Source organism: Aliidiomarina sedimenti (assembly GCF_003986955.1).
GTDB lineage: Bacteria > Pseudomonadota > Gammaproteobacteria > Enterobacterales > Alteromonadaceae > Aliidiomarina > Aliidiomarina sedimenti.
In genome coordinates this window covers 190,832-212,592 of the sequence record NZ_PIPN01000003.1, presented here as the reverse complement: position 1 = coordinate 212,592, position 21,761 = coordinate 190,832, and the positions used below count along the sequence as shown (strand labels likewise).

The 21,761-nt window shown below is 51.2% G+C and carries 20 protein-coding genes; all 20 read right to left on the bottom strand.

Going from position 1 to position 21,761, the window contains the following annotated elements:
• Nucleotides 1-94: 94 nt before the first annotated feature.
• Entirely contained in the window at nucleotides 95-517 is a 423-nt protein-coding gene (locus CWE12_RS07975; RefSeq protein WP_126789172.1) for a hypothetical protein, read from the bottom strand.
• The gene (locus CWE12_RS07970) at nucleotides 514-1,764 is read right to left on the bottom strand and encodes a UPF0149 family protein (protein WP_126789171.1); all 1,251 of its coding nucleotides are present in this window, start codon (nucleotides 1,762-1,764) and stop codon (nucleotides 514-516) included. Before CWE12_RS07970 ends, CWE12_RS07975 begins: the two co-directional genes overlap by 4 nt.
• Nucleotides 1,765-1,816: 52 nt before the next feature.
• Nucleotides 1,817-3,037: an acyl-CoA synthetase family protein gene (locus CWE12_RS07965; protein ID WP_126789170.1), complete on the bottom strand. Its 1,221-nt coding sequence runs from the start codon at nucleotides 3,035-3,037 to the stop codon at nucleotides 1,817-1,819.
• 186 nt (nucleotides 3,038-3,223) lie between these two features.
• Nucleotides 3,224-3,544 carry a hypothetical protein gene (locus tag CWE12_RS07960; protein ID WP_126789169.1) on the bottom strand — a complete coding sequence of 107 codons (321 nt, stop codon included), beginning with the start codon at nucleotides 3,542-3,544 and terminating at the stop codon, nucleotides 3,224-3,226.
• 1 nt (nucleotide 3,545) lies between these two features.
• A complete protein-coding gene (fliS, locus tag CWE12_RS07955) occupies nucleotides 3,546-3,974 on the bottom strand; it encodes a flagellar export chaperone FliS (protein ID WP_126789168.1) in 429 nt (142 codons plus the stop codon).
• A gap of 71 nt (nucleotides 3,975-4,045) precedes the next feature.
• A complete protein-coding gene (gene fliD / locus CWE12_RS07950) occupies nucleotides 4,046-5,428 on the bottom strand; it encodes a flagellar filament capping protein FliD (protein WP_126789167.1) in 1,383 nt (460 codons plus the stop codon).
• 31 nt (nucleotides 5,429-5,459) lie between these two features.
• Nucleotides 5,460-5,909, bottom strand: coding sequence for a flagellar protein FlaG (locus tag CWE12_RS07945; protein ID WP_126789166.1), 450 nt, complete (start codon nucleotides 5,907-5,909; stop codon nucleotides 5,460-5,462).
• Between the two features lie 135 nt (nucleotides 5,910-6,044).
• Entirely contained in the window at nucleotides 6,045-6,887 is an 843-nt protein-coding gene (locus tag CWE12_RS07940) for a flagellin N-terminal helical domain-containing protein (RefSeq protein ID WP_126789165.1), read from the bottom strand.
• A 690-nt stretch (nucleotides 6,888-7,577) separates the two neighbouring features.
• Entirely contained in the window at nucleotides 7,578-8,402 is an 825-nt protein-coding gene (locus CWE12_RS07935) for a flagellin N-terminal helical domain-containing protein (protein ID WP_126789164.1), read from the bottom strand.
• 376 nt (nucleotides 8,403-8,778) lie between these two features.
• A complete protein-coding gene (locus CWE12_RS07930) occupies nucleotides 8,779-9,606 on the bottom strand; it encodes a flagellin N-terminal helical domain-containing protein (protein WP_126789163.1) in 828 nt (275 codons plus the stop codon).
• A 259-nt stretch (nucleotides 9,607-9,865) separates the two neighbouring features.
• Nucleotides 9,866-10,690, bottom strand: a complete 825-nt coding sequence (locus tag CWE12_RS07925; protein WP_126789162.1) for a flagellin N-terminal helical domain-containing protein — start codon at nucleotides 10,688-10,690, stop codon at nucleotides 9,866-9,868.
• 218 nt (nucleotides 10,691-10,908) lie between these two features.
• Nucleotides 10,909-11,733: a flagellin N-terminal helical domain-containing protein gene (locus CWE12_RS07920; protein ID WP_126789161.1), complete on the bottom strand. Its 825-nt coding sequence runs from the start codon at nucleotides 11,731-11,733 to the stop codon at nucleotides 10,909-10,911.
• A 236-nt stretch (nucleotides 11,734-11,969) separates the two neighbouring features.
• A complete protein-coding gene (gene flgL, locus CWE12_RS07915; RefSeq protein WP_126789160.1) occupies nucleotides 11,970-13,190 on the bottom strand; it encodes a flagellar hook-associated protein FlgL in 1,221 nt (406 codons plus the stop codon).
• A 16-nt stretch (nucleotides 13,191-13,206) separates the two neighbouring features.
• Nucleotides 13,207-15,294 carry a flagellar hook-associated protein FlgK gene (gene flgK, locus CWE12_RS07910; RefSeq protein ID WP_126789159.1) on the bottom strand — a complete coding sequence of 696 codons (2,088 nt, stop codon included), beginning with the start codon at nucleotides 15,292-15,294 and terminating at the stop codon, nucleotides 13,207-13,209.
• Between the two features lie 48 nt (nucleotides 15,295-15,342).
• Nucleotides 15,343-16,350, bottom strand: a complete 1,008-nt coding sequence (flgJ, locus tag CWE12_RS07905) for a flagellar assembly peptidoglycan hydrolase FlgJ (protein ID WP_241984167.1) — start codon at nucleotides 16,348-16,350, stop codon at nucleotides 15,343-15,345.
• A gap of 138 nt (nucleotides 16,351-16,488) precedes the next feature.
• Nucleotides 16,489-17,610, bottom strand: coding sequence for a flagellar basal body P-ring protein FlgI (locus CWE12_RS07900; RefSeq protein WP_126789158.1), 1,122 nt, complete (start codon nucleotides 17,608-17,610; stop codon nucleotides 16,489-16,491).
• Nucleotides 17,611-17,979: 369 nt separating this feature from the next.
• Nucleotides 17,980-18,663, bottom strand: a complete 684-nt coding sequence (flgH, locus tag CWE12_RS07895; protein ID WP_126789388.1) for a flagellar basal body L-ring protein FlgH — start codon at nucleotides 18,661-18,663, stop codon at nucleotides 17,980-17,982.
• 22 nt (nucleotides 18,664-18,685) lie between these two features.
• Nucleotides 18,686-19,474, bottom strand: a complete 789-nt coding sequence (gene flgG, locus CWE12_RS07890) for a flagellar basal-body rod protein FlgG (protein WP_126789387.1) — start codon at nucleotides 19,472-19,474, stop codon at nucleotides 18,686-18,688.
• Between the two features lie 25 nt (nucleotides 19,475-19,499).
• Entirely contained in the window at nucleotides 19,500-20,246 is a 747-nt protein-coding gene (flgF, locus tag CWE12_RS07885; protein ID WP_126789157.1) for a flagellar basal-body rod protein FlgF, read from the bottom strand.
• Nucleotides 20,247-20,425: 179 nt separating this feature from the next.
• The gene (gene flgE, locus CWE12_RS07880) at nucleotides 20,426-21,757 is read right to left on the bottom strand and encodes a flagellar hook protein FlgE (RefSeq protein ID WP_126789156.1); all 1,332 of its coding nucleotides are present in this window, start codon (nucleotides 21,755-21,757) and stop codon (nucleotides 20,426-20,428) included.
• Nucleotides 21,758-21,761: the final 4 nt, after the last annotated feature.

Below are 21,761 nucleotides of genomic sequence, written 5' to 3'. Positions count from 1 at the left end.
AAAAACCGGCTACTAGCCGGTTTTTTTGTATCTGATTATTGTCTATTTGGCGTCTACTTGACGTCTACTTGGCGTCTGCTCGACCAAGTGAGCCCTACAAACCAAGCCCTTCTTTTTCCGCCCAGTTGCGCAATGCGCGTTCCTGCGCTGTCGTCACCAGTTGCCGCCAGGCAGCCAGTTTACCAATTGAATTCAGGTAGTGGATGCCAGCCCGGACCGCCGCTTCCGCTGTACAGTCCTGCGTAGTCTGAGCGAATTCAGCCTGCTCCTGCTCACTCAGTTGACGCTCGACCAACAACCCCATCAGCTCAAATTCATTGAGTAAGTCATCCTGTGCCGGCACGCGTACGTATTTAGACGCATCATCCAGATCCGCAGGGATCTCGTCGCCATCATTCAGCTCTATATTATCAATATGAATAGCTCCATTGTCACGTTCTACAAAGGCATTCACATCCAGCCCCGAGCCTTTCGCTGACACCAGCATGTAGGCAAGTTCTAACTCTGAATAGGTCAACGGTCAAACCCCTCAAAAAAGTCCTGCAACGAATCGTCATCCAGGGTCAGCTCGTCACTGCTCTGTTGAGTTTCCTCGAAGGCGCGCTGCAACATTAGCTGCATAATCATATGGTAATCACTGTGCGCCAGGGCCTGGTACTGCTCCGGCAGAGGCTTGTCGGCGACAATCGCATGCAGGAACTCAAGCAGTTCCTGAGTCGCATCTGCCTTTTCCGTGCTCAGGCGGTCACTTTCCGTCCACAAGCTAAAGCCAGACAGGAAACCACCCGCCCACGGCACTAAACTGTTGAGGTTCTCGACCGCAACGGATTCATAATAAGGGGCAGCTTCGCCAGCTAGCAGCGAGTCTTTTACTTCCGAATAGTAGGTGGTCAGCTGGTCAACGCTCTCTTCGCAGATGTCCTCGCTGATATCTGCCAGCGTTTCGTCCTGCAACAGGGCCAGCCATAACGAGCGGGCGACTGGCGTTGGGCTCAGTGCCAGCGCATAAAGCAATCCATCGAGTTCCGCCATGGTGCGTAAACCGCTCCCCTGGCGTCGCTGAAACTTCGTTTCCAGTGCCTGCCGGATCTCATCCAGTTCTTTGGTATGCATAAACTGTTCGAGGCCAGCTTCAAACGCCGTTTCCGGCGTTAGCAACGCCTCTTCAACGGCGGCGGCGCTGGTGTATTCAGCACTTGTCACCAACTCTTGCTGATAAGCACGTTGAATAAGCGGAAGTAGCTCTTCGGCCTGCATACTGACACAGGTTTCAACCAGCACCCCATTCACCGCTGCCGGGTTAGCCGTAAAGTCCTGCAGCCGGGCACCGACCACTTTGGCCACGCGACCATAGTATTCCGGATGCAACGCTGCATACTGCTGCAACAACCAGGCGGCAAAGACACGCCGCTCATCGCGGTGCTCGCTATTCCCCATCAGCGCATCAAGCAAGCCAATTAACGGGGCGTCACAGTACGGCAGCGCATAACTGACGATGTACTCTTGTTGCGCATGCAATAAGCCTTCATCCGCAGCCCCTAGCGCCCGGGCGAACAAACTATCATCGTGACATTGCAGCAACGCCAGCAGTGCATGAGTCGCCGCCAGAGGATGCAGGATAAAATAATCGGTCCCGATCAGCTCCACCGCCGCGTCAGTGTCCTCAGAGCCAAGCTGATAATCGGGCAATTGATGGCTATCGAAAGTATCCGGCTCTGCCAGTTGTGAAAAACGCTCAAGCAGCTGCGCCGTACTGTGGGACATTAAGGACACTCCGGGATTAATGGAAAGCTGATAGTTTAAGAAAAATTAACGCTTAATGGAAATAGTAACGTGCCGGCCGCTGCCAGGGTTCAAGACATTCCCGGCAATGTTCCTGCAACGTCCGTTTAAATAGCTTACGTTCCGCGACAGTCCGTTGTGATGGCGCCAGCACATCCACCCGCACCAGTTCACCGAGTACCGGGTTAGGCATACTCGATGCCTGTACGTCAGCCACGCCGACCACCTGCAATAACGCCTGCTCAACCACTTCCGGCTGCACGCCGCGGCCGCCTACCATGAGTTGGTTGTCCTGATGGCCCAGTAAAAATACCCGTTGATCCTGCTTAACCGCGAGGTAGCCGGTATGGATAGTAGCGCCGCTGCCGGTAAAGCGAATATCCAGCTGGGCATCATTGATTTCCAGCTTAAGGCCATCGTCGTTGGCAGCAAAAAGTGAGACCGGTAGTCCGGGTTCACGGTCATCAATCAGCCAGCTCACCCCGGCCCCGGTGTTGGAGAAGCTGTGCGCCAGCATGGCGTCCGGGAATAAGTTTTCCAGCCGCTGCAACGTGGCCGCATCAACGATACCACCATTGACTAAGGCAAGGTGCAGCGCCAGGCGGGTGATTTCTTCCGACGCGGTCAGGTTTCGCCATAAGCGAGGCGGTGCCGCAATTGCATTGACTTCAGCATGGATAAACATATCAGCCAGCGCATTTAACGTGTCCGCTTGTGCCAGCACGATGTCTTCGCCATGCCTGAGCGCGCGTAACCACACCAGAAGCCCAGCCAGTTCAGCCGGTTCCTGCATGACGCCCCAGCGCAGGGGGTGCTCTATGGAATCTTTCTGTACCAGGTCATTGTTCGCCAGTTCATCCAGCGAATAGCTAATCACGTCCCCGTGCTCATCCAGCAGTCCCCACTGGGTCACCACTGGCAGATTGTCGCTGCTATAGTCGTTGAGATCGCGCAGCTGACCACGCTCAGAAATATGGAAATGACAGCCTTTCGGAACCGCGTGATCCACCGGCAGCAAAATCAATTCAGCGACGAACCCATCCAGAGCCACCATGTGCACCAATGCATCTGCCGACGCAGTCAGGGTGAGTGCCAGACGTGAGCCTGCGACTGCGGCATACTGATTGCGCAAGGCTTTGGCCTGTTTCGCCACAGCCTTGAAAGTCTGGGTGCTTTGGACGTTGGGACCGTAATTATGGACCCGCGGTTGCTTAGAGTCGGTAAACTGAGAAAGGTAGCCTAATAAGGTGCTCATGGTATCCGCTAATCCTGGCGCTGGGCCTTATCCGTTGATCGTTTTACGTAGCTTGCTAGCGCAAACACTAGTAACGAAATACTACCTGTTTGCAATGGCCAGGTACATAGCCAGCCGCTTCAGTTTTCAGATTGTTTACGGGTCTTCAGGCTGTGTTAGAAGTGGTTCGATCAAAAAGCGCGCAGGCTAGTAAGCTTTGCGCGCTTTTTTTGATGTGTTCAGGGTGATTAAACGCTCTTTGACGTCACTTTGTTCGGCCTGACACCGCTGTAACAACGCCTTGGTGTTGTGGTAGGCCTGACGAAAATACGGTTGATAGACATCCAGCGCAACCTTGTCATTATCTATTGCGGCACCCATTTTCTGATGCAGCGTTTCGCGCTTTTCCAGTACCGCACTTAAGGCATCATCATCCAGCTCTTCAGCATCGGCAAGTTGCTTTAACTCTGCTTCCAACGCTTCCGCCTGAGCCAGTAAGTCGATTGGTTCCGGCAAACTATCGGTCAAGTTATCCACCCACAGCCATCTGATCACGCTGGGCAAAGGCCTGATTGCGGGCCTCAACCGGAATAGCATCCCAGCCTTCTTTCAGGTTACGCATCACTAACAGACAGTTATCCACAGCCTCAAGCTTGTTCTCGGCCATCGCCTCAACAATCTGCCGCTTCATATAGTCATACAAATCAAACATATTGTTGACTACTTCACTGTCAACGGTCATATCCAGACCTTCCTGCAGGGCACTTACAATTGAAAGCGCCTTGGTCAGGTTTTCCGATTTGGTCTCAAGGTCTTTCCGCTCCATTGCGCCTTTGCTGATAGCGAGCTTTTGCAACGCCCCATTCATCAACATCTGAATCAGTTGATACGGGTCCGCTGTTGTCGCCTGATCGCGACCACCAACGCTTTGATACGCATTCACACCTTTCTTATACATAACAATACCTTTTCGGTTTTACTATCTGTTACTCAACGTATCGGCGCCAGGCGCCGATACTTTATCGCTATTTAGCCGCCACCGCCCCACTGGGTCAGAAAGTTCAGACTGGAGGACATCCGTGCAATGTTCTGATCAAGCGAGCCAAAACGCTGGCGCAGGTTGGATTCATACTGCTCCATATAGCGCTCAAACTGCTCTCGTTCATTGTCGACCATCTGCTTCTGACTTTCGTAAACATTTGTACGACCATCGAGTAAGCCTTGCGACTGGGTATATTCACGAGTGACGTCACGCAACTGAGTAGCAATACCGTTTTCCCCGGACAGCAGCTCTACCATGCCGTCAAAGTTCTGCGCCAATGATTGATCGAAACGCTGAGTACCGGTACCACCGCCAATATTGCGCGGGTCAAACTCAATCTTACCATCGTTGTCAGTTACAATACCCATCTGATAAAGGCTATTGAAATCACCGCCGCCCTCTATCGGGGTGGAGATAATCGACGCCATACGGCTACGAATCGAGCGCACCATAGAGTCACCAATCAATGGGCCACTCTTGCCCTCAGGCACATATTCAGTCAGCTTGGCAATTTCATCGACCAGACCGTTATACGCCGATACGAAATCATCCACCATGCCACGAACGCTTTCCTCGTCGACCTCTACCGTAAGCTTGGGTTCATCATCCACACCGGTTTCACGCTCCGCGGTAATAGAGACCCCTTCAATGGCGTTATCAAAGGTATTCGAGTCGCTGCGCACTTCAATGCCATCAACGGTCATGATAGCGCCCTGCGCCGCCTTACGCTCAGTCAGATTGGCATCGGTTAAACCATCCAGGCCGCCGACGCCGTTGGCCGTAATCGACAAATCATTGCCATCGCCAGTGACAGTAGAATCAAACACCAAAAAGCTTTCGGTGCCTGTATTAATAACACTGGCAGTCACGCCAAAATTACTGTCTGAACGATTGATCGCATCCGCGATATCACTCAGGCTAGCGCCGTCTTCAACATCGACATCAAAGGTGTTATCGCCACCGGCACTGAAGGTCAGCGAGCCCGCGCCCGTTGCCTGTGGATCCGTCGAATTAGCAAACGATGCTGATTGCATCCGTGACCCCGAGGCCACCTGGTTTATCTGAATATTGTAGTTACTGGTCGCAGCACGTTGGTTCGCATTCGCGGTAAAGAACGGGTTGTCTTCATCCTGACCGGCGATCGTGGCAGAGCGTGCGTTTAAGTCGCGCTCACGACTTAAGCTATCTAACGCATCAACCAGTTCGGTCATTGAGCTTTTCAGCTTACCCACTGCAGAAATATTACTTTCTGCGTCTCTGGTACGTTCCACCAGGCGCGATTCCTTGCCCTGACGCTCTAACTGCACTAACTGACGAACCATGCCGTCCAGGTCAATCCCTGAACCTACACCTAATGATGTCATTGCCATGGGAAAATCTCCCTTTTATAGTTCAAATACATTAAACCAGGCTATCGACTAGAAAGCCTGTCGCGCTGTCAATTTCAGGTTGGGTACTTTGCCCTTGACTGGCACTCAGTTCCCGCACCCGCTCTGCTAAGCGCACAATTTCTTCCGACGGTATCTGCCTTACGGTTTCACCCGTATTGCGGTCAATCACCGTAATCACGGTTTCGTCAATGTCTTTGTTCACCGAAAACTGCAGTTCTCTATTCAAAGTTTGCGCCACTTCGACAAATTGTTCTGCCGTTTTTGACAATTCGTCCTGGCTCATTTCGCGCTGCTCTGAATTCTCTGTGCGCTGCTCCCGAATGGCCTCGCGTACGCTGTCTATCGTACGCGGATTCAATTCGTTCGATTCCTGCGCCTGTGTCTGCTGCGCCTGAGTCCGGTTTTGCTCACTGCTGTCTATACGTGGCAGTGAGTCTGAATTCATCGATTCTATACTCATAACCTACTCTCCAACCTACCTTTTTTTGCTACCTGTACAGCTGATTCAGGTATGCCCCTATATAACTATCGGCCAGTTCACCGTTTTACTTTAACCCTAAAGTCTATTTTTTCGCCAGCTAGTGTTGCAACCACACTACCCTAAAAGTGACAAAACCAGCGATGGACTTTGATTTGCCTGCCCCAGGATGGCAATAGTTGCCTGTTGCATGATCTGAAAGCGGACAAGTTTTGCCGTTTCTGCGGCAAAGTCGGTATCCATAATCCGCGACCGGGCAGCACTGACGTTCTCTGCTACATTGCTTAAGTTCGCAACTGTCGACTGCATCCGGTTCTGTTTCGCCCCAAGACCAGAACGTGAGCGGCCAAGATCGCGAATGGCGTTATCCAGTGACTGCAGCATATCCTCAGCCGACAGTCCCGACCCTTCGCGCACGTCAACTTCAGCCTGGGTAATAGCCAGATCCGTGGTGCTTGCGCCCGCAATAGTCAGGCTAATCCGCTCGGCCGCATGCCCAGTTGAGCCGACTAAAAAGTTCAGCCCGTCGGTGGCAAGACTGCCATCCAGCAGTTTTCGTCCGGAAAACGCAGTGGTCTCTGCGATGCGATCGACTTCTGTCTGCAAGGCCGTAATCTCACGCTGAATCGCTACTTTGTCTTCCGCGGCGTTGATGCCATTGTCTGACTGAATAACCAGTTCGCGCATGCGTTGTAGCATGTTGCCGACTTCCTGCATCGCGCCTTCTGCTACCTGCGCCACCGAAATACCGTCATTGGCATTGCGAACTGCCTGGTTCAGACCGGTTATCTGCGACGTCATCCGGGTGCTTATCTGCAATCCGGCTGCGTCATCGGCCGCACTATTGATCCGAAAGCCCGATGACAAACGCTGGAACGTCTGGTTTAACCCAAACGACGACGTCATTAGCTGACGCTGCGCAGTCAATGACGCAATGTTAGTATTTACATAGAGTGCCATACGACACCTCGATAAACGGGCAGAGCCCGATTCACAACCTGTTTAGCCCGCGAAACCTGACACGGACTACCCCACCTCAGTTACTTATCGGCCAAACTAAATGAAGCTTGAGTGATTTTTGTGCTTTCTACATTAATTTATTCTAAACTATACGAATTGAAGCACATGCGCTGCCACAAAGCGGCAAAGTTCGCCGCTCTGGCTAGAAGTCGCCGCTTTCAGGCGAATTCATTCCTTTGGGCAATTCCAGAGCCAGTGCTTTGCCGAAATAATCAGGGGTCTTTTAGTCGTTAACGCGTTTACTAACCGGGGCAGGCTGGTGAATAAAACTGGCTGAGCGGCCACTTTTTTAACTTTCTGCATTATTTATCGGTATTTTAAAAAAGTTGGCACAAGCTCTGCATTACCCTAATCGTGAAACGGTTTAACGACTGTCTGCCGGCTGAGTTGGATGCCCCCCTACAACCTCCTTTTCCAACTCGGCCGGTTCTTTCACAATGACTGTCTGTCGGCTGAACTGGATGCCCCCCTACAACCTCCTTTTCCAGTTCAGTCGACTCTTTTTTGCCCAGCGTTTACCAATTTCTCTTAACTGGCTTCCAGCTCAGTCAAATTATTCAGCCCCAGAAATAACAAAAGCCAGGCATATGCCTGGCTTCTGCGTTACTGGCTGTAAGTAGGGGTATGGAATTACAGCAGTGACAATGCCGCTTGAGGACGAGCGTTCGCTTGACCCAAGATAGCAGTACTTGCTTGCTGGGTGATCTGGAACTTAGTTAAGTTCGCAGTTTCTGCAGCAAAGTCAGTGTCCATGATGCGTGAACGAGCACCAGAAACGTTTTCAGAGATGTTGCTTAAGTTAGAAATAGTAGACTGGAAACGGTTCTGAGTAGCACCCAGTTCAGAACGTGCAGTACCTACAGTTTCGATAGCGCCATCAATGGCAGTTAAGAAAGTTTCTGAGTCGAAACCAGCTGCTACGGTAATAGTTGCAGCGTCAACACCCAGAGTAGCCGCGTCCATGTTACCAATCGCGATACCTACTTTCTCGTCAGCTAAACCTTGTGAACCAACCAGGAAGTCAGCGTCAAAGTTACCGTCTAACAGGTTCTGACCAGAAAACTGAGTAGTACCAGCGATACGATCGATTTCATCAACCAGCTCACCAATTTCCTGGTTGATAGCTGCCAGATCTTCGTCGTTGTTGATACCGTTGTCTGCCTGAACAACCAGTTCACGCATACGTTGCAGCATGTTTGAAGATTCCTGCATGGCGCCTTCAGCGGTTTGTGCAACAGAGATACCGTCGTTCGCGTTACGAACAGCCATGTTCAGGCCATTGATTTGCGAGGTCATACGGTTAGTGATTTGCAGACCTGCCGCGTCATCAGCAGCGCTGTTGATACGGAAGCCAGATGAAAGACGCTCGAAAGCGGTATCCAGGCCGCTGCCTGAAGTCATAAGTTGACGTTGTGCGTTCAAAGACGACACGTTCGTATTCACGTATAGTGACATACTATTCTCCTTTACAGGTTTACACCTGTTGCCTAGTTATTGTGTTATGCCACCCAACCACAAGTGACAAAACCTTCCCCTACATCAAGGGTTTCGGCCTAAGAGAAAGAACCTTTAGGATTATTTTACGTTTTTTTTGAAAAAAACGTATTTTCCTTTAAAGCCCCATAGCGCACGGGGCTTACAGAAGGATAAGAAAGGTCAGAAAAAGCCAGGGATAACGAAAAAATGAAAATCCAGATAAGAAAAAACCAGGCAAACGCCTGGTTTTTGATGAGGTCTGCCAGCCAAACAGGGTGCCCCAAATTCCCCTTTCCCTGAGTGGCTGGCTCTTTCCCCCGCGCAGCTGGCAAAGCCAGGAGCGCTGGAAGTTGGATTAGCCCAGTAGCGAGAGTGCCGCTTGAGGACGCTGGTTCGCCTGTCCAAGAATACTGGTGCTGGCCTGTTGCGTAATCTGGAACTTAGTCAGTTGAGCTGTTTCCGCTGCAAAGTCAGTATCCATAATACGTGAGCGAGCTGCTGACACGTTTTCAGAGATATTGCTCAGGTTAGAAATGGTTGACTGAAAACGGTTTTGCGAAGCACCCAGTTCTGAACGCAATTCGCCCACGCTTTCGATACCGTCATCAATTTGGCCTAATACCGTTTCAGCGTCGAATCCTGCTGCAACAGCTACCGCGCCACCAAACAACTCTGCTGAGCCCATGCGGTCAGGAATATCGATGGTAACCTTTTCTTCCGCTAAGCCCTGGCTACCAACCAGGAAATCTACTGCAGTAAAAGAACCATCAAGAATGTTGCGGCCAGAAAACTGCGTAGTATCCGCGATACGGTCGATTTCATCCTGCAACTCAACCAATTCCTGGTTAATAGCAGCGAGATCTTCATCGTTGTTAATACCGTTATCTGCCTGGATAACCAGTTCGCGCATCCGCTGCATCATGTTGGTACTTTCCTGCAACGCACCTTCGGCGGTCTGAGCTACAGAAATGCCGTCATTGGCGTTACGCACAGCCATGTTCAGGCCATTGATTTGCGAGGTCATGCGGTTAGTGATTTGCAGACCAGCAGCATCATCCGCCGCACTGTTAATACGGTAGCCAGAAGACAGACGCTCAAAGGCAGTGTCCAGGCCGTTGCCTGACGTCATTAACTGACGCTGAGCATTTAAAGATGATACGTTGGTGTTTACATATAAAGACATGGGGCGTCTCCTTTATAGTCGACTCAATCTAGCCGCTTGTTCATTGTTAGTTAAAGCGTCAATGCCTTGTCTGCAGTGCGCCTTGGTTACTTAAGTTATCGGTGGAATGATTTTTTTCTTTAGTAGAAATTGCTATTTTTATTGCTTTCGCCTGATAACGCCGCCCAGATACAAGAAAACCAGGCTTTCGCCTGGTTTTGCAGAGTAACAACAGCCGGCCCAGCGCCCCTCCGGGCCAACCGTTGTTGAAGCCGGGTACTTAACCCAACAGTGACAACGCTGCCTGAGGACGTTGGTTTGCCTGACCCAAAATGCTGGTACTGGCCTGCTGAGTGATCTGGAACTTAGTCAGCTGTGCTGTTTCGGCAGCATAGTCTGTATCCATAATCCGTGAACGAGCTGCTGATACGTTTTCAGAGATGTTGCTCAGGTTAGAAATGGTTGACTGAAAACGGTTCTGTGAAGCACCTAGCTCTGAACGTGTGGTGCCCACAGTTTCAATTGCTGTATCAATCGCACCCAGATCCGTTTCAGAATCGTTCGCGGTTACATCCACAGTCCCAGAAGTAAGTTCTGCAGCGCCCATACGAGTGGCAATATCGATCGTTACTTTTTCGTCTGCCAGACCCTGGCTACCAACCAAAAAGTCAACAGCAGTAAAGCTTCCATCGAGAATGTTGCGGCCAGAGAACTGGGTAGTATCGGCGATACGGTCGATTTCATCGTTGAGCTCGCCAATTTCCTGTTGGATCGCTGTCAGATCTTCCGCGTTATTAACCCCGTTGTCAGCCTGAACCACCAGCTCACGCATACGCTGTAGCATGTTCGTGGTTTCCTGCAATGCACCTTCAGCGGTCTGTGCAACTGAGATACCATCATTGGCATTACGCACTGCCATATTCAGACCGTTTACCTGCGAGGTCATCCGGTTGGTGATCTGCAAACCGGCGGCATCGTCGGCTGCACTGTTAATGCGAGAGCCAGAAGACAGACGCTCAAACGCGGTGTCCAGGCCGTTGCCTGATGTCATTAACTGACGCTGAGCGTTCAGTGACGAAACATTGGTATTTACATATAAAGACATAATCAAACTCCTGCTTGCTGTCGCTTTTTTAAATGGCGCATCGCACCATGCTTACCCCTGCTAACGGCGATCTGGCAGCAGACTTTAACGCTGCGTTGCTATTTTTCTTTAGCAAATTGCTATAACCCCTGGCATGCGTGCGCTATAGCGTTTTAATTTTTTTTGCAACAGACACAAAAAAGCCGGGCAAGCCCGGCTTTTTAAGCGTTCGGAGGGAATTAACCCAGCAGTGACAACGCTGCCTGAGGACGCTGATTCGCTTGTCCCAGGATGCTGGTACTGGCTTGCTGAGTGATCTGGAACTTAGTCAGCTGTGCAGTTTCTGCTGCGAAGTCAGTATCCATGATACGTGAGCGAGCTGCTGAAACGTTCTCAGAAATATTGCTCAGGTTAGAAATGGTTGACTGGAAACGGTTTTGGCTAGCACCCAATTCAGAGCGAAGTGTGCCAACGCTTTCAATCGCAGCGTCAATAGACGCTAAATCTACGTCTGAGTCGTTTGCTGCAACATCGACTGTCGCTGAGGTTAATTCAGCCGCACCCATACGAGCCGGGATATCGATAGTTACTTTCTCTTCAGCCAGACCTTGTGAACCAACCAGGAAATCAACCCCGGCAAAAGTACCGTCCAGAATGTTACGACCTGAGAACTGAGTAGTGTCCGCGATACGGTCGATTTCGTCGTTCAACTCACCGATTTCCTGCTGGATTGCAGCCAGGTCTTCTGCGTTGTTGATACCGTTATCAGCCTGAACCACCAGCTCACGCATACGTTGTAGCATGTTGGTAGTTTCCTGCAACGCACCTTCAGCAGTTTGTGCTACTGAGATACCGTCATTGGCGTTACGCACAGCCATGTTCAGGCCGTTGATTTGCGACGTCATGCGGTTAGTGATTTGCAGACCGGCAGCATCGTCAGCAGCGCTGTTGATACGGTAGCCAGATGAAAGACGCTCAAATGCAGTGTCAAGACCGTTACCTGAAGTCATTAACTGACGCTGAGCATTCAACGATGATACGTTAGTGTTTACATATAGTGACATGGTATTTCTCCTCGCCGAACCTCGGCAATCTAGTTAATAAACGCAAGTCGCCTTGCTTGACTTATGTAACGGTCGACTTTGATAAAACTTTAACTATTTATTCATCTATTTATTCGTCAGTGGCTAAATTCCCGTCATTCTGCGGCCATAAAAAAAGCCTGATAACGGCCAAGTGCCGATATCAGGCTTTTTTGTTTGCACGAGCGGCGTTAATGGCGGCTCACTGTGTCAGTCAATTACCGTAGATAGTCAAATAAGCTTAAGCGGGTAATTCGGGTAAAGGTCGCCTGAGCTGCCTGCAGCGCTGTATCCTGCTTAGTCAGTTCAGTCATCGCTTCAGCGTAATCCACATCCTGGATTTTGGCCCGGGTATCTTTATTCGCAATTGAAAAATCAGTGTTGGTCAAAACGGCGGTCTCAGCACTGTTCATCCGGCTACCGGTTCTCGCCCGAGCTGTCCCCAGCGACGTTTCGACTGAATCAAGGTTGGCGATCGAGAATTCAATCCCCTGCCCCAGTTCATCCTGCAGCGCATTAGGGTCATTCAACAGAGTAATCATGTCGTTCAGCATGGTGGCGGCGTTCTGTTTTGGCTGACTTAACCGAAATTCAATCTCATCACCAGCCGCCGGAGTACCCTGCACCCGCATTTCCATGCCATTAAAGACCACCGGGTCGCCTGGTGTATAGGCTCCGGTATCCAGTACGTTATTCGCTGCATCCAATACGTCGTAGGTACCGCCGTTAAACTCAACCCGATAGACGTTATTGGCTGCATTGTCTTTGTCATAGTTGGCCTGGTGGAACGTATCCCAGGCTCCCCGATCAGCAATAAAGGTATTACCACCCGTAATAGCACCGGTGTAATTACCAACCCGTGCCATCAACTCCATTGGCGACTGCTGAAATACTTCAGCGCCGGATGATGTCGACTGCAATTGCTGATTCGCGGTGACCTGAACCTTGCGGTCGCTTGAATCACCATTGTATTCATAAGTACCGGTGAGGGCATCTAGAGTAAAGGGACGCACTTCAGACTGACTGCCGGAAAACAGGTAGTCACCGTTTTCATTCTGTGCGTTCATCATATCCAGCACGTTGTCGCGCAGAACCTCAAGTTCCAGCGCTACCGACTTGCGATCCTGCGGGCTCAATGCACCATTACCTGCCTGCACGAACAACTCTTTAGCCCGGTGCAGTGAGTCGGTCACGTTCGACATCACCGATTCCTGACGCTGCAAGTCGTTTAGCAACAATTCAGAGTTTTTCCGAAACTGGTCGTTCTGTGCGATACGCTCGGTCAGCGACAGTGCCTGCGCTTTTCCGGCGGGGTCATCGGCAGGCGTCAGAATTTTAGTTTCACGCGCAATTTGATCCTGCACTTTCAGCAGTTTCGATGTGCGGTCAGTGACCGAGTTTAAACCACGGTCGTACATCATGCTTGTCGATATACGCATATCTTAGCTCCTTCCGTTAACGCGTTGAGCTTAGCAAAGTGTCGAATATCGTTTGTGACACCGTAATAATGCGAGCTGCTGCGTTGTACGATTGTTCGTATTTGAGCAGGTTCGATGCTTCTTCATCCAGGTTAACCCCGGATACTGATTCGAAAAAGCTGGTCGACTGCTCAAGCAAAGACTTAGAGGCTTCATCGGAGGTCCGCGCCTGGGAGACTTTATTACCCACGTCGGAAACCATCCGGCCATAGCCTTCATTAAAGCTCATCATGTTCTTTTCACCCTCTACAATGGGGTTACGGCGCAAGGTTTTTTCCCGCTGTAACTCACTCATCGCGAGGCTGTTGCTGTTATCTGCAAAGCCGTTGCTATTGTATTCAATATCAAAGCTGTCACCCGCATCCGGGTTGCCGCTCAGGCTAACGTCATAGTCTGGGGTAAAATCATACAGTGTCGGAGTCGTGGTCATATCCGGGAAGGCACCTGTGCCGTTCCATTCCACTGCATTATCCAGAATGTTGTCCATGTTGGTTCCCTCAAAGTAACCAACCGTATTGCCGTCATTGTCAATAATACTCAACTGATGAGTACTCCCGACACGACCTTCGTAGCGGATCTGCACCGGTGCATCGTTAAGCAATTCGTTATTGGTGCCGTCGAAGAAGTTATCAACTGAGTCCATACCTTCGAAGCTGATCTCACCACCGCCAGAGTTCTCTGGATTTTCGCCAACCCGAACCGGAGCAGCCAGTGCAATATCTTCCGGACGTGTGATGCCCACATCGATATTCAACGCGGCATTCTGAGTGAAGTTCACTTCAAAGCGATCGCCTGGATCAAAGGTGCCATCTGCGAAATTGAACTCCATGCCAATGCCCAGATCGCCTTCCCAGTCGCCCGCCGCACCTATGGTACCAACCGGATAATCCGTTTCGTCACCAATCATACGACCATTGGTGTCGAGTGCGACTACCTGAAACTCAGTCCCAGACGGCTGGATACGTACTTCGTAACGGTGGGCAGTCAGCTCAGCCGCCTTTCCTGCCTCAAGGCGAACGTCAATCCGCTGATTGGTGCCGGTATTCGTATCAGTATGTGGTAACGCCGTCGTTTCGGTGTTGCTCAAATCAAAAAACACACCGCCCAGCTCATTGTCCAAATCCATCCCTAAACGATTCTGCTCGTTTAGAGCATCGGCAAAGCCCATTGCCATCTGGCCTAGTTTAAATTGAGTCGGCTCCAGCACCTCATCACGGTAAGCCACCATGCCACCGATGGTGCCACCCATACGGGTCACATCGACCGGTACATCGACCAGCTTGCCGTCACTTCGGGTTTGCGTGGTCAGTTCCGGACGTAACGGGTTCGGATCACCCTTTAGAGCAATCAGGTTAAAGGTGCCATCTTCCATTACCAGGCTTTGACCGGTGGCCAGGGTGATATTCTGGCGGCCATTCGAAAAGTCGGTGACGCGAATGTCAGCATATTCGGACAACTCACGCAGTTTCTCATCGCGATCGTTCAGCAATGTATTGAGTGCGCCCTGTTTTTCTTTCTTGGTACTGGTATAGCTTGAGATTTCCTTATTCAGTTCGGAAATACTCTCAATCAGATTATTTGCACGGTCAACTTCCAGGTCCAGGCGATCATTAAACTGATCGTACTGGTTCTCCAAAAACTCGCCCATTTCCCGCATCCGGGCAGCGACCCCTTCGCCTTCGGTCAGTAGCAATTCACGGTAGGTGAGCGACCCAGGATCATTATTGGTGTCCTGCATCAGGTCGAAAAATTTCTCAATCGCCGTGGCTACAGACCCTTCATCCCGCCCAAGCACGGTATCGATGCGAGTCGCCTGATCCAGATAAGTATCAGTGAAGGCAGCACGCGAGGTATCAACCCGCACTTGTCGCTGGGTAAATTGATCAACCATGCGCTCGACTTCTAAGCGGTCAAGGCCGTAGCCAATGCTTGACTCATTGTAAACAGGACGTTCACGGATATAACCGGCCGTGTTTACATTGGCAATGTTGTTACCGGTAATCTGCAGCGAGCGCTGATGCGCCAGCGTTGCATTCCTACCCAGGTTCAATAAGTCAAAAGACATTCACTCTCTCCTTTCAAGAGTTTTTATACCGAGCGCTTTCTATATCGGCTAGAAACCAAATTTCTCGCGTACATTTTGCATCACATCACTTTGCATGATGGTTTGCAGCTTGCGAGCGTACGACGGATCGGTTGCATAACCCGCCTGTTGCAGCTCTTCAACAAACTGACCAGCGTCCTGCCCTACTTCCAACGCACGCTGATAGCGCGGGTTGGTTTGCAGGAAGTCCACGTAATCATGAAAGCTGTCCGCAACACTTTGGTAAGAACGGAAAAATGCGCTTTCTCGTTGTGGCTGACCGTTGTAATACTCGGTGGTCATGGTTTGTGCCCGATCACCATCCCAACGGTTGTCCGCTTTAATATTAAATAAGTTATTACTGCTACCGTTATCATCAGCCACCACATGACGGCCCCAGCCGGTCTCAAGTGCGGCCTGAGCCAGCACAGATTCAGGTGCAATACCCGCTTCTTCGCTGACTTGCTTAGCATAGGGCGCCAGCGTTTCGAGAAACTCAATCGGGTTGCCAGGGCGCCAGTCGGCGCGATCGGCAAGCACCATGTTGTCACTGCGGCGGTTATTTGCCGCTGCCAGCTCGTCCTGAGTGCCGCGTGCATCCTGGTAAGGCACTGCCTCATCGCTCTGGCTATGTGCCGTTTGATGTGAGCTGCCATTAAAACGCTGCGCTGGAAGCAAATCTGACGGAGTATGGTCCGCTGTTCCTGTCGGGCTCAGCTGCTGCACCATCAGTTCTGCCAGTCCTAATGTACCTTGCTGCGAAAGCTCACTGGTTAACTGGTTATCATGCATGTCCTGAAAGAACTCGACGTCACGGCTACTAAACGGGTTTTCGCCGTCTTCAAAGACTTTATTGGCCGCCCGCATCCCTTTCATCAGCATGTTCATGAACAATGCTTCAAACTGCTCAGCCGCAGCCCGCAACGCGCTCTCGTCGTTGTTCAGGCCGCGCTGACGCAAATCATCTAGCTGCTGCAAATCGTAAACCGAATTGCTGCGAGCTTGCTCTAAATGATTACTACTGAAGCTGTCCATCATAACCCTGCTCTCTGCCGAAGATTCAATGATCGAGCGCGGGGCTTGATCATTGAATGGTCTTACCAATTCAACATTCAAGCCCCGCGCTCGATCGTTGAATTACCAATTATGTTGTGAGTAATGCAAATTTAAGGCCAATTAGATGACGACCAGCTCGCCGTCGATGGCACCCGCCTGTTTCAGTGCTTCCAGCACAGCGATAACATCGCTTGGCGCCGCCCCGATCTGGTTGATGGCACTAATTAAATCATTCAGTGAAACGCCCGGGTCAAACAGGAACATACGCGCGTCTTCCTGCTGGATCTCGATGGTCGTATTCGGAGTCACCACAGTCTCACCCTGCGCAAACGCGCCAGGCTGAGTCACATTCAGGTTCTCCATAATATTGACCTGCATATTACCGTGCGCGACAGCGGCGCGGTGCAGGCGCACATTGTTACCGACCACGATGGTGCCGGTTCTGCTGTTAACCACAATACGCGCCGGGGCCTCACCCTGAGTGATATGAATATTTTCCAGCGTCGACAGGTAACTGACCCGCTGGCTAATGTCCTGCGGTGCTATAACACGCACCGATGCAGCATCCACTGGCGTCGCGCTACCAGGCCCAACTAAATCGTTAATGGCCTGAGCCATGCGCTTAGCCGTCGTGAAATCAGCACGATTCAGGTTAAAGGTAATAAATTCGCTTTGCGCAAAACCGGTTTCGATTTCACGCTCAACCATAGCACCATTAGGAATACGGCCAACCGTCGGGGTATTAATCACCACACTGGAACCGTCAAGGCCTTCAGCACCAAGACCACCTACCACCATGTTGCCTTGAGCGACAGCATATACTTCACCGTCAGCGCCTTTCAGGAAAGTCTGCAACAACGTGCCGCCGACCAGGCTCTCGGCATCACCCACCGACGACACTGTCACATCAATTTGCTGACCTGGTTTGGCGAAGGCTGGAATTTCCGCATGCACGGCAACAGCGGCAACGTTATTAATCTGCGGGCGCTGTCCCTCCGGCAAGTTAATGCCGAAATTGCCAAGCATGGTGCGGAACGTCTGGTCAGTAAACGGCGTTCGTTCACCGGTCCCCGGCAAACCCACCACCAGGCCATAACCCATCAGCTGGTTCGAACGCACACCCGCCACCTGCGACACATCTTTAATACGCTGTGCCTGCGCTACCTGCGACAACGTACTGGTCGCCAGCAACAAAGCCGACAGTCCCACTACATGCCAAAATTTCGCTTTTAAATACCACATATTCTAATCCCCTAACCCCAACGGATCGTTCATTCTCCAACCATTCATACACATTCCGTGCCAAGGTGGTAGGGAGGCTCAGTTAAGATTGGCTGTATGGGGGAGAAGGCGTGTGTTTGCTGGGACGCCGTAAATACTTCCCTGTAGGCTCGGCTCGCGCATCCATGCGCGAGACGCCCAGCAAAGCACACCGCCTTATCCCCCACGCCAATCTTAACTGAGCCCACAGATGTACTTGCGGCGTCCCTCAAAACAGAACCCCAACCCGGCCGGAAAGCGGGCGACTGCGCCCAAGCCCAAGCCCTTGCCTTTGCCCGTCAGGTACAAAAAAGCCCGCAGAGCGGGCTTTTAGCAACAGGTTGATAGCGTTTAGAAAGGCCAGATAGGGCCGTTAAAGAAGCGGGTTAACCAGCCTTCACGCTGAGCGCTGGCAAGGCTGCCGGTGCCCGAGTATTCAATGCGCGCATTGGCAACGCGGTTCGACTCGATGGTGTTGTTTGAGCGCACGTCCTGAGGACGGATAATTCCGGTCAGGCGAACGTATTCCTCGCCGTTATTCAGAGTTAGCCACTTTTCACCGCGTACAATCAAATTGCCGTTCGGTAATACACGGATAACCGCCACGGTGATTTCACCTTGCAACTGATTGCTCTGATCCGCGGATGAGTCACCGCTAAATTCAGATCCACCGTTAACACCCGCTGAAATCGGGTTGCCAGATACAGTTACGTCACGGCCAAACAAGGTTGGCGTTGGCAGATCCACGTTGGTATTACGTGAAGTACCTGTGCTCGCTGATTTCGAGGCGCTCGTTTGTTCCTGCAGCTGCACCGTAATGATGTCACCTAAATTGCGCGCTTTAATGTCGGAATACAGCCCGTTGACATTCTGACCACGGAACAGTGAACCGTTCGCCACCGGCGGGTCAATCTGTTCTTCTGGCATCACTGGCGCGTAGTATGGGTCATCAGGCATAGGCGTCGGTTCGGGAACCGACGTACATGCCGCCAGAGAGAGGGCCATCAGGCCCGTTAGCCGTTTTAAATTACGCAGGAACATAAGCATCACCCTACATTTACATTTGTTGCGTCGCGAAGCCAAGCATCTGGTCAACCGACGAAATTACTTTTGAGTTCATTTCATATACACGCTGGCTCTCAATCAGATTCACCAACTCTTCGGTCACGTTGACGTTGGATGTTTCAAGTGAACCCTGCACCAACGAACCACTACCGTCCAAACCTGGAACATTAACCTGTGGCTGACCACTGGCGGCGGTCTCAACGTAGAGGTTCTCACCCCGTGGCTCGAGGCCGGCCGGATTGATAAAGTTGGCCACGTTAATTTGCCCGACCACCTGATTCTGCGCTTCACCGGCAAGTTTCACTGACACTTCGCCATCCTGAGCAATGGTCACAGACTGCGCGTCATCTGGAATATTAATCCCTGGCTGCAATGGATGACCGGCACCCGGGGTTACCAGATCGCCTTCATTATTCAGCGTGAACTGGCCATTACGGGTATAGGAAATAGTCCCGTCCGGCATCAGAATTTCGAAGAAGCCCGGACCATTGATCATGATATCCAGTGAGTTGTCAGTAGTCTGCATGTTGCCCTGCGAGAAATTCTTCTGCGTCGCGACTACTTTCGAACCCGCACCTAACATCAAACCTGAAGGCAACTCAGTGTCAGCTGTCGACTGGCCACCCGGCTGGTTAATGTTCTGGTACAACAAATCTTCAAAGACGGCCCGGTCTTTCTTAAAGCCGATCGTACTGGCGTTAGCCAGGTTGTTTGATGTAATTGAAATATCGCGTTGTTGCGCGTCTAAACCAGTTTTACTAATCCACAGTGCTGGATGCATCATCCACCTCCGCTAAGGGGAAATATTAATAAATACGTAAGAGTTGTTCTTGCCGCTCGTCGTTTTCTTCAGCAGCCTTCATCATTTTCACGCTGAGCTCGTAGTTACGATGCAGCGCAATCATCTGAGTCATTTCTTCGATGGCATTCACGTTACTGCCTTCGAGTGCACCAACTTCAAGCTGGGCATCAAATTCCGGCAACGGCAATTCTTCGCCATTTTTCATTCTGAACAGGCCATCGGTACCTTTTTCAACGTTGCCATTTGGCGGGTTTACCACACTGATACGGTCAATTTCTTCACGTACCTGAGATGGAGCGCCCTGAGGCTGCACGGAAATCGTGCCGTCTTTGCCGATCGTAATGTCCGTGATCGGCAATGGAATAAAGATGGGACCTGCATTGCCCATAACCGGCTCACCACTGGAGGTCTGCAACATGCCGCCCTGGCTAATTTCCAGATTACCGTTGCGGGTCATAGCTTCTTCACCATTCTCATCGAGAATATGCAGCCAGCCCTGGCCTACTACGGCAACATCGAGGTCACGACCGGTCGTTCTTAGTGCACCTGCGGCAAAGTTTTGCCCGGCACGCTCGGTCAGTGAAAACACCCGGCTCGGATGGCCTTCGCCATACGCTTGCATGGCACGGGCTTGAGCCAAATCGGCTTTAAACGCGGTGGTATTCACGTTGGCCAGGTTATTAGCCCGCACCGCAACCGCGTTCATGTCTTCTTTGGCGCCACTCATGGCAATGTAGAGCATGTTATCCATTGTAAGCCTCAGCTTTGCGAATACTTGTTCAGTCTATGTAGTGATTAATGCACGAGCTGTGCCAACTTTGGAGATGGACGGACGTTAATACAGAAAGTTTTTGATGGGGGGAGTAAGAAAGGTAGAGCAGAAACAAAAACGGGCGCCATAGCGCCCGTTTCTTCAACGTGTTGCCGTTATTAACGGATCTGCAGAATAGTCTGCTGCAAGGTGCTGTTCACTTCCAGTGAACGCGAGTTCGCCTGGTAGTTACGCTGCGCCACTATAATATCGACCAGTTCTTCAGTCAGGTTCACGTTGGAGTTTTCCAGCGCCGATGACTCAATAGCACCAAAGGTACCAATACCCGCTTTACCAGTGATTGCCTCACCCGAGTTATTGGTTTGACGCCACTTGGTACCACCAACCTGCTCCAGTCCTTGGTCATTATTAAACTGCACCAAAGCCACCTGGCCCAGGTACTGAGTTGAACCATTGGAGTACTCAGCAGCGATAAGACCATTCTCGTCAATCTCGACATTGGTCAATCGACCAACGGTGGTGCCGTTTTGTTTCAAAGCCTGTAACTCAAACGCTGAAGCGAACTGAGTCGGCGTCGCGCTACCACCTTCACTACGGAAATTGAAAACGATATCTAGAGGATCCGCGCCACTGGTCGGTGTATACGTGAATTCACCCGGTTCGAAATATCCGTCTGCGGTTAAGTCAGGTCCTGCAGGACGGCCACTTGCATCAAACTGAATGCGAACACCCGTATTACCACCCGAGGTTGCATCTGCAGTCAGTGTTCCGCCTGGTGCCGCAAAATCCTGCATGTCGCCATTCACGGTTTTGTACACATCCCACTGCGTCTCACCCGTGGCGGCATCATCACGACGTGCATAGTAAGTGGTAACAGTGTGCGCTTCACCCAGTGAGTCATACACAGTAGCAGACGTTGAATGGCTATAGGTGGCATCATCCGTCGGATCGAATGGATCCAGAATGGCGTCCTCACGTGAATCCAGGTTGACTGACTGATACAACTCGTCAGTGGCTTGCGGAGAACCGGCGGTAGTCGGAATTTCGACCGGACCTGTGGTACTCAACGCAGTTGAAGAGTTTGCGCCTGTTTCACGATTAACTGGATAAGCTTGCAGATAATCGCCGGAGTTATCCACGATGTAATTATCGCGGTCCATTTTAAACGCACCTGAACGGGTGTAGCTGTAGTCTTGCGACCCTTGCTCTGGCGCAGTCACGAAGAACCCGCCACCTTTAATGGCCATGTCCAGTGAGTTTTCCGTAAAGTCCAGGGTACCCTGACTGAACTGTTGGGCTACGCGCTGAATTTGCACACCGTCACCGACTTTAGTTCGGCTGTTGGTAAAGATCGATGATGCATACACATCACCAAACTCAGCCCGTGAGCCTTTGAAGCCCGTGGTATTTACGTTAGCAACATTATTTGAACTGGTATCCAAATCGCGTTGCGATGCAGATAAACCACTTAGAGCGATAAAGTATGACATACGT